At 46.8% G+C, this 5,931-nt stretch carries 8 protein-coding genes; 1 reads left to right on the forward strand and 7 read right to left on the reverse strand.

Annotated features, from left to right (window positions below; genetic code table 11):
* From ACTIE6_RS15725 to ACTIE6_RS15745, 5 genes are all read right to left on the reverse strand, one after another.
* The coding region (locus tag ACTIE6_RS15725) for a FecR family protein (RefSeq protein WP_439557543.1) at positions 1-889 on the reverse strand (889 nt) is incomplete at its 3' end.
* A 93-nt stretch (positions 890-982) separates the two neighbouring features.
* Positions 983-1,603, reverse strand: coding sequence for an RNA polymerase sigma factor (locus ACTIE6_RS15730; RefSeq protein WP_439557544.1), 621 nt, complete (start codon positions 1,601-1,603; stop codon positions 983-985).
* Between the two features lie 138 nt (positions 1,604-1,741).
* Entirely contained in the window at positions 1,742-2,602 is an 861-nt protein-coding gene (locus tag ACTIE6_RS15735; protein WP_439557545.1) for a phosphoenolpyruvate hydrolase family protein, read from the reverse strand.
* Positions 2,603-2,642: 40 nt separating this feature from the next.
* Positions 2,643-3,863: a Tm-1-like ATP-binding domain-containing protein gene (locus tag ACTIE6_RS15740; protein WP_439557546.1), complete on the reverse strand. Its 1,221-nt coding sequence runs from the start codon at positions 3,861-3,863 to the stop codon at positions 2,643-2,645.
* A gap of 96 nt (positions 3,864-3,959) precedes the next feature.
* Positions 3,960-4,262: a hypothetical protein gene (locus ACTIE6_RS15745; protein ID WP_439557547.1), complete on the reverse strand. Its 303-nt coding sequence runs from the start codon at positions 4,260-4,262 to the stop codon at positions 3,960-3,962.
* Between the two features lie 220 nt (positions 4,263-4,482).
* Between ACTIE6_RS15745 and ACTIE6_RS15750 the strand changes: the two genes are divergently transcribed.
* Positions 4,483-4,725: a hypothetical protein gene (locus ACTIE6_RS15750; protein WP_439557548.1), complete on the forward strand. Its 243-nt coding sequence runs from the start codon at positions 4,483-4,485 to the stop codon at positions 4,723-4,725.
* A gap of 88 nt (positions 4,726-4,813) precedes the next feature.
* Here the strand turns inward: ACTIE6_RS15750 and ACTIE6_RS15755 are convergent, their stop codons facing one another.
* The gene (locus tag ACTIE6_RS15755) at positions 4,814-5,188 is read right to left on the reverse strand and encodes a hypothetical protein (protein WP_439557549.1); all 375 of its coding nucleotides are present in this window, start codon (positions 5,186-5,188) and stop codon (positions 4,814-4,816) included.
* A 265-nt stretch (positions 5,189-5,453) separates the two neighbouring features.
* A partial coding sequence (locus ACTIE6_RS15760; RefSeq protein WP_439557550.1) for a KUP/HAK/KT family potassium transporter occupies positions 5,454-5,931 on the reverse strand: 478 nt, incomplete at its 5' end.

Consider the following 5,931-nt stretch of genomic DNA (forward strand, 5'->3'; position numbering starts at 1 on the left):
GCGCTGAGATATCCTGCTGATCCAATTCCCTGATCGCAGTCTCGACAGGTTTGAGCACCTTCCCGCTACCTGCCGTCAATGCGATGCGCTGGTCGGGATAAAGGATAAAGCCTTTCTTTTCTGCATTGTTTACTTCGCTTTCACTTGCGCCGGTACTTACAGGAAACACAGTCACTTTCCCGGTTTGCACTTCCACCTTCACCTGACCTGTTTTTTCCCTTGCGTCGACACTGAAACTGGTACCTAGTACTTTTGTAACAATCCCGCTTGAGTATACCAGAAAAGGTCGCTTCGGGTCTTTAACGATTTCAAAAAAGCCTTTTCCTATCAAAGTCACTTCACGCTTCTGGCGTGCCTGCATTTTGCTATTATAACTAAGCTGCGAACCCGGATCCAGCACTACAGAGCTCCCGTCAGGCAGTAACACAGCGTGTTTTGCTGCCAATGTATTGACTAACTCAATTGTTTCCCAACCAACAGGCGCAGCTTTTTGCTTTCCAAAAGAAATCATATTGCCCCGCTGCATAAACCAGAAGCTCATTGCGCCGATACCGCAGATCAATGCAATGGAAGCCGCTACCCTGAGCCAGCGCCAGGTTTTCACCACAGGTTTTTCTTCCTCGGTGCTTGCCGGCTCTTCCACGTACATGCTGTCTTCCACTACCTTCCACATCTTGCTGCTCTGCGCTTCCGTTGGTCGGTTTCTGCCGGTGTCCTCTGCAAGCAGATAGATATACTCCCTCGCTGATTCGACAGTTCTTGCCTTTTCAGGATATTGTTCCAAAAAGCCTTTCCAGTACGCGTCGCTTTCTGCATCCGGGTTTAAAACCCAGGCAATAAATGCGTCGTGCCTGATCAGGTCCGTCAGCGAATATGGGGTGTATTTCATTTGGGGGTAAATGGGCTGATTGCCCTTCAAATACAAAGAGCGGAGATTGGCAGATTTGACCCCTCCGAAATAAGATTATTTTTACAAAAAATTTTAAGAAATAGGTAATGTGCAGATAATCAGCAGAAAGTTGATGATAAAATTCTGCGCCTGCCTGAAAGCGGTGAGTGCTTTATATAGGAAGTTGCGGACGGATTTTTCATTCACACCCATAATCTGCCCGATTTCTTCAATGCTAAATTCATCGAAATAGCGCAGTGTAACCGCTTCCAGTTGCCGCTCGGGAAGCAATGCGAGCAATTCCCGGATACGCTGGGCGCGGATCAGGTTGGATTCGGATTCGATTAATAAAGTTTGGGAATCGGAGAAAGAAAGGGGCATCATTTCCGGCTCGCTCAGCTCGGCGATTTCTTCCGTAGCCGGGTACTTGTCGAGCGTTTGGTGAATTCGGCGGCGCAATGTGCGGTACAGATAGAATTTGATCGAAGAGATATTTTCCGTCAAATTTGATCGCAGGCGCCAGATGTCGATGAAAATATCCTGGATAGCATCTTCGGTCACAGCAGTGTGCGTGGTGAGCTTGCAGCCGTAATTATAAAGTGTACGGTGATACTTTTCGAAGATAAACGTAAAAGCCTGCTCATCTCCCTGCCTGAGCGCCTGCCAGAGCTGCTGCTCACTTTCCCACCTGCCAAAAGTATCCTTTGTGACCAACGCTTTCTTTTTTAGTCAAAGATTAAGGCTACGAAATTATACTATAAATACTATTTTATATCAATCTATTTACATAAATAAAATCCGAAAGTTACTTGGGCAGAAGTATCTTCCGGATCTTTTCTATGTCCGCATTACTTACCTCAATGTGAGCGATTTAAAATTCCTGGTCAGGTCAGTAAGTGACTGCTCAACCCCCATTCTTTCGAGTGACGATGCGCCTACGAAACCGTGTACGTCGGTTTTTTCAAGAATGATCCGCACATCTTCGGGCGTATTTACCGGTCCGCCGTGGGCGAGAAAGAACAAATCCGGATTTACTTCTTTACCTGCTTCCATGATCGCCTGGGTCGCTTCTACCGCCTGGTCCATTGAAACGGACGCATTCACAACACCAATCGAGCCGCCTACTGTAGTTCCTACGTGCGCGATGATCGCGTCGGCACCGGCTTCGGCCATTTGCCGCGCTTCTTCGGGTTTGGCTACGTATACAATGGAGAAAAGATCCATTTTGGTAGCGAGCCGGATCATTTCTACTTCTTTCTCAAAGCCCATTCCTGTTTCTTCCAGTACGTGCCTGAAATGTCCGTCGACGATGGAGTGCGTGGGGAAGTTATTGACGCCCGAAAATCCCATTTCTTTCACTCTCAGCAAGTGGTGCCACATCCTGCGCCGTGGATCGGAACCGTGCACGCCGCAGATCACCGGTACCTCTTCCACTACGGGCAGCACTTCAAACTCACCAATCTCCATTGCCACTGCATTCGCATCGCCGTAAGCCATTAAGCCCGCAGTAGACCCGTGCCCCGCCATTCTGAACCGGCCTGAGTTATAGATAATGATCAGATCAGCGCCACCTTTCTCAATGAATTTGGCACTGATACCTGTACCGGCACCTGCTGCAATAATGGCTTTCTTCTGATTGACAGTGGCGCGCAGGCGCTCGTTGACCTCCTGTTTGGTGTAAGGATTTCCCTTACCTGTCCACGGATTTGGCATAAAAATGAATTTATATGAAAATGAATATCGGAAATGTAAGTTACTGCTGTTTGAGTACTGCCAGAAGCTGCGCGACCAATACCTCTGCAAACGCGAGATCATTGATATGCATATCGCATTTCACAATCCGCTCTTTTGCATCGATATGCTGTTCCACAGATTCAAGTAATGCAAAGTCAGCTTCGGAATCATGGAAAATACCACCTTCGCTGTCTACCTGCGAGATACCTCTTAAAGGAAATACAAACCGCGTCTGCCCTGCGGCTGCATTGATTTTTTCAGCTAACTCTTTTCCCAAAGCCGCATTCTCTTCTGCATTCGTGCGCATTAAAGTCACATCGGGCGCCCAGCTGTACAGCTTTCTTTGCTTATACTTTTCGGGTACCGTGTCCAAATGTCCGAAATTAACCATATCGAGGCAACCCGGCGCTATAATCTGCGGAATGCCCAGCTCGCCTGCGGCAGTAAGCCTGGCTGATCCGGCGCTGCAAATTCCGTTACAAAGGTTATCTGCCAGTTCGGTGGTTGTAATATCAAGCACCGCTTCAAAACAACCTTCGCGGATTAATGCTTCCATTGCTTTCCCGCCCACTCCATTGGCATGAAAAGCAAGTACCTCATATCCTTTCTCGCGAAGCAAAGCCGTACATTGGTCGACGCAGGGAGTTGTGTTCCCAAACATGCTCACTGCGATACTGCCTTTCGCACTCACCCCGGCAAGTTGCGCCGAAGCTGCCATGGCACAAATAGCGCCCGCAGCCTGGGTAATCAGCAGGCGCAGAATGCTGTTCAAACCTGCCACATCAACAATTGACGGCATCAGGGTAATATCCTTATGACCGACTTGCCGGGTGAGGTCTTTGGTTGCCAGCGTACTGAGGCACAGCTTGGGAATCCCAAGCGGGATCTCCTGCATAGCTGACAGGGCAATGTAAGTACCACCGCCTCCGCCCATTCCGATCGCGCCTTTTATTTTGCCACTTTCAACCAAATTGCGCACGATGCTTGCTGCACCCCGACCCATGATATCCATCGCATAACCCCTGTCGCGCCTTGTTCGCAGTGCTTCAATGGTAGTACCTGCTTCGGCAGCGACCTCGGCAGCTGTAAAATCTACCGGGAAGGCAGGCAATGCAGCAAGCACGCCGGTATCCATGGTGATCACCGTTTCACCCAGATTTGTAATGCATTCCCTGAGATAAGAAAAAGCTTCACCCTTGGTGTCGAAGCAACCGATAATTAAGATGGATTTGTCAGTCATGAAATGTTGCTGGTTCCGCCAGATAATTCTGTGCTACAACAAAGAAAGGGCGGAACTGAGTCCTCCCTTTAAATTATCGTAAAAATTTCTCTTTCATCAGCTGTGCTTTGAAATTACCCACATCCAGTTCGCAGGCCAGTAGTCCGTGCTGATACCATCGTGTTTTACAATGCGCTCATTCACTACTTCGTAGCCAGTCAGGTGCCCGCCCTGACTTTCTACATCCGTTTTTGCATAATTATATAACTGCAGCCACACTTCTGCACTGATATTGTCCTGGGAGACAAATGTGAGCTGCTGCCATTTGGGATCTGTGGAGTTGTTCACATAGCGAAGTACGAGGTAATGCTTAAATGTGTCGTTGGTAAGCGACATAACAGCGAGTTTACGTGTTTTCATGAATGAGGTAGATTTGATCGATACAGGGATGAATAAGTTATCAGTGCATGTATATACGAGTAAATACCTCTTTACGGTTTACGCGAAATCAGCAATTATTAAAATAGTTCTACAACTGACATTCAAACTAAGTTTAATGGTATATAAAGCTGGAAAAATTGATATTTAACATGGCATGAGATTTGAAGTTGGCTCATACAACGTTTAAAAAGGACTACTGATGGTGACGCTAAACTTTGTTAAAGGCGATTGGGTGAAGGAAAAGAATGGATCGAGGGTAATGCGGGTGGATGAATATCAGATCGTGGAAACGGTACAACAGGCAAACGGCAGTCATCCCAATCCGGTTGCGAGGCGGGCTTATAGCGGGAAAGTGTGGTGTACGTGGGTAAATGAAAACAAAACGGTTGTAACACAACCATTTTGGCAGGACGATCTGGAACTGGCATCGCCAGCTGACTAACCAAAACATGCATTTAAATCAAACACACTATGGTTTAAACAAAATCCCGGAATCGCTTCCGGGATTTTTTTATGTAAAAGGCTCAGAATTACTGTTTTCTGGTCGGCCCGGAACCGCTGGTTGAAGTAGTATCGCCTGTTTCAACTGTTCCTTTCCGGTTTTTTCTGCGGTTCATCCGGTCTTCTTTCCTGTTCGATGAAGGCATTAATGTATCTTTTATTACTGCGCCCGAACTGGATTGTCCCTTGATCAACGTATCCTCTGATGGGATCGTCGCAGGTCGGGTGGGTGATTGCGGCGCATTGAAATCGGTTTTCTTTTCAGTTGCCGGCGTAGTTGTAGCCGGATCCTGCGTGGGTACTGTCTGAGGTACCGAGGTACCTGGCGTAGTGGTCGTTTGTGCGCTCACCATTCCTGCTGCTGCAAGCAGAGCGCTGAATGTTATTGTTATGATCTTTTTCATTTTCGTCTGGTTTTTAGTTGGTTACAGTGATGAGATTGTAACTAACAAAAGCATTCCAGCGACGATAATCAAGTCAATGACAGTTTACCAATTTCTATTTTTGATTGAATTAAAATTGGTGAGCCCAATTAAGTCAACCCGGGTGATATTTGCCTATTCAACTGTTGTTAAGGCACTTATCCACAACTTGCGCATTCAAATACCCAATAGAGTTTCTGTTGTTTTAAAAACGCATTGTTTACCTGTTTAGAAATATTTCGCAGCGCTAATTATAAACCCGGCGCATTCTGATTTTCTCGCTTGGCGTTAAGACAAGCGGCACTTTTTCTACTTTTACGGCACTGCTATCCAGCCCAAACCACTTGTCTTCGGAAGTAGTTATTCCTTTGATAGCGAAATAGATTTTCATGATCAGCTCTTCCCGGAAGGGCAGGTTGTTTTCGAGCGAAAGATATCTTTCCAATACAACAAACCTGAAATCGCCGGTGATATTCTGCCGGTTGAGCGATTCGTAGCGGCTGGTTATATCCACTTCTTTATTCATCACCATATCCTCTACCACTTTCCTGAAAAAGAGATTGATGCGCTGCTCAATCCTGAACCCGAGTCTGAATGTAACTTTGATCACATCGTCCTCAGCCATGATATTCACGTGATAATCCATGGTGTATGGTTCGTCAGTGGTTTCCACGTGTACAAACCAGTAGATATCGGCCCGCTTCGGACGTTTGTAAAAAATCGAG

The sequence above is a fragment of the Dyadobacter sp. genome (genome assembly GCF_051859145.1).
Taxonomy (GTDB): Bacteria; Bacteroidota; Bacteroidia; order Cytophagales; family Spirosomataceae; genus Dyadobacter.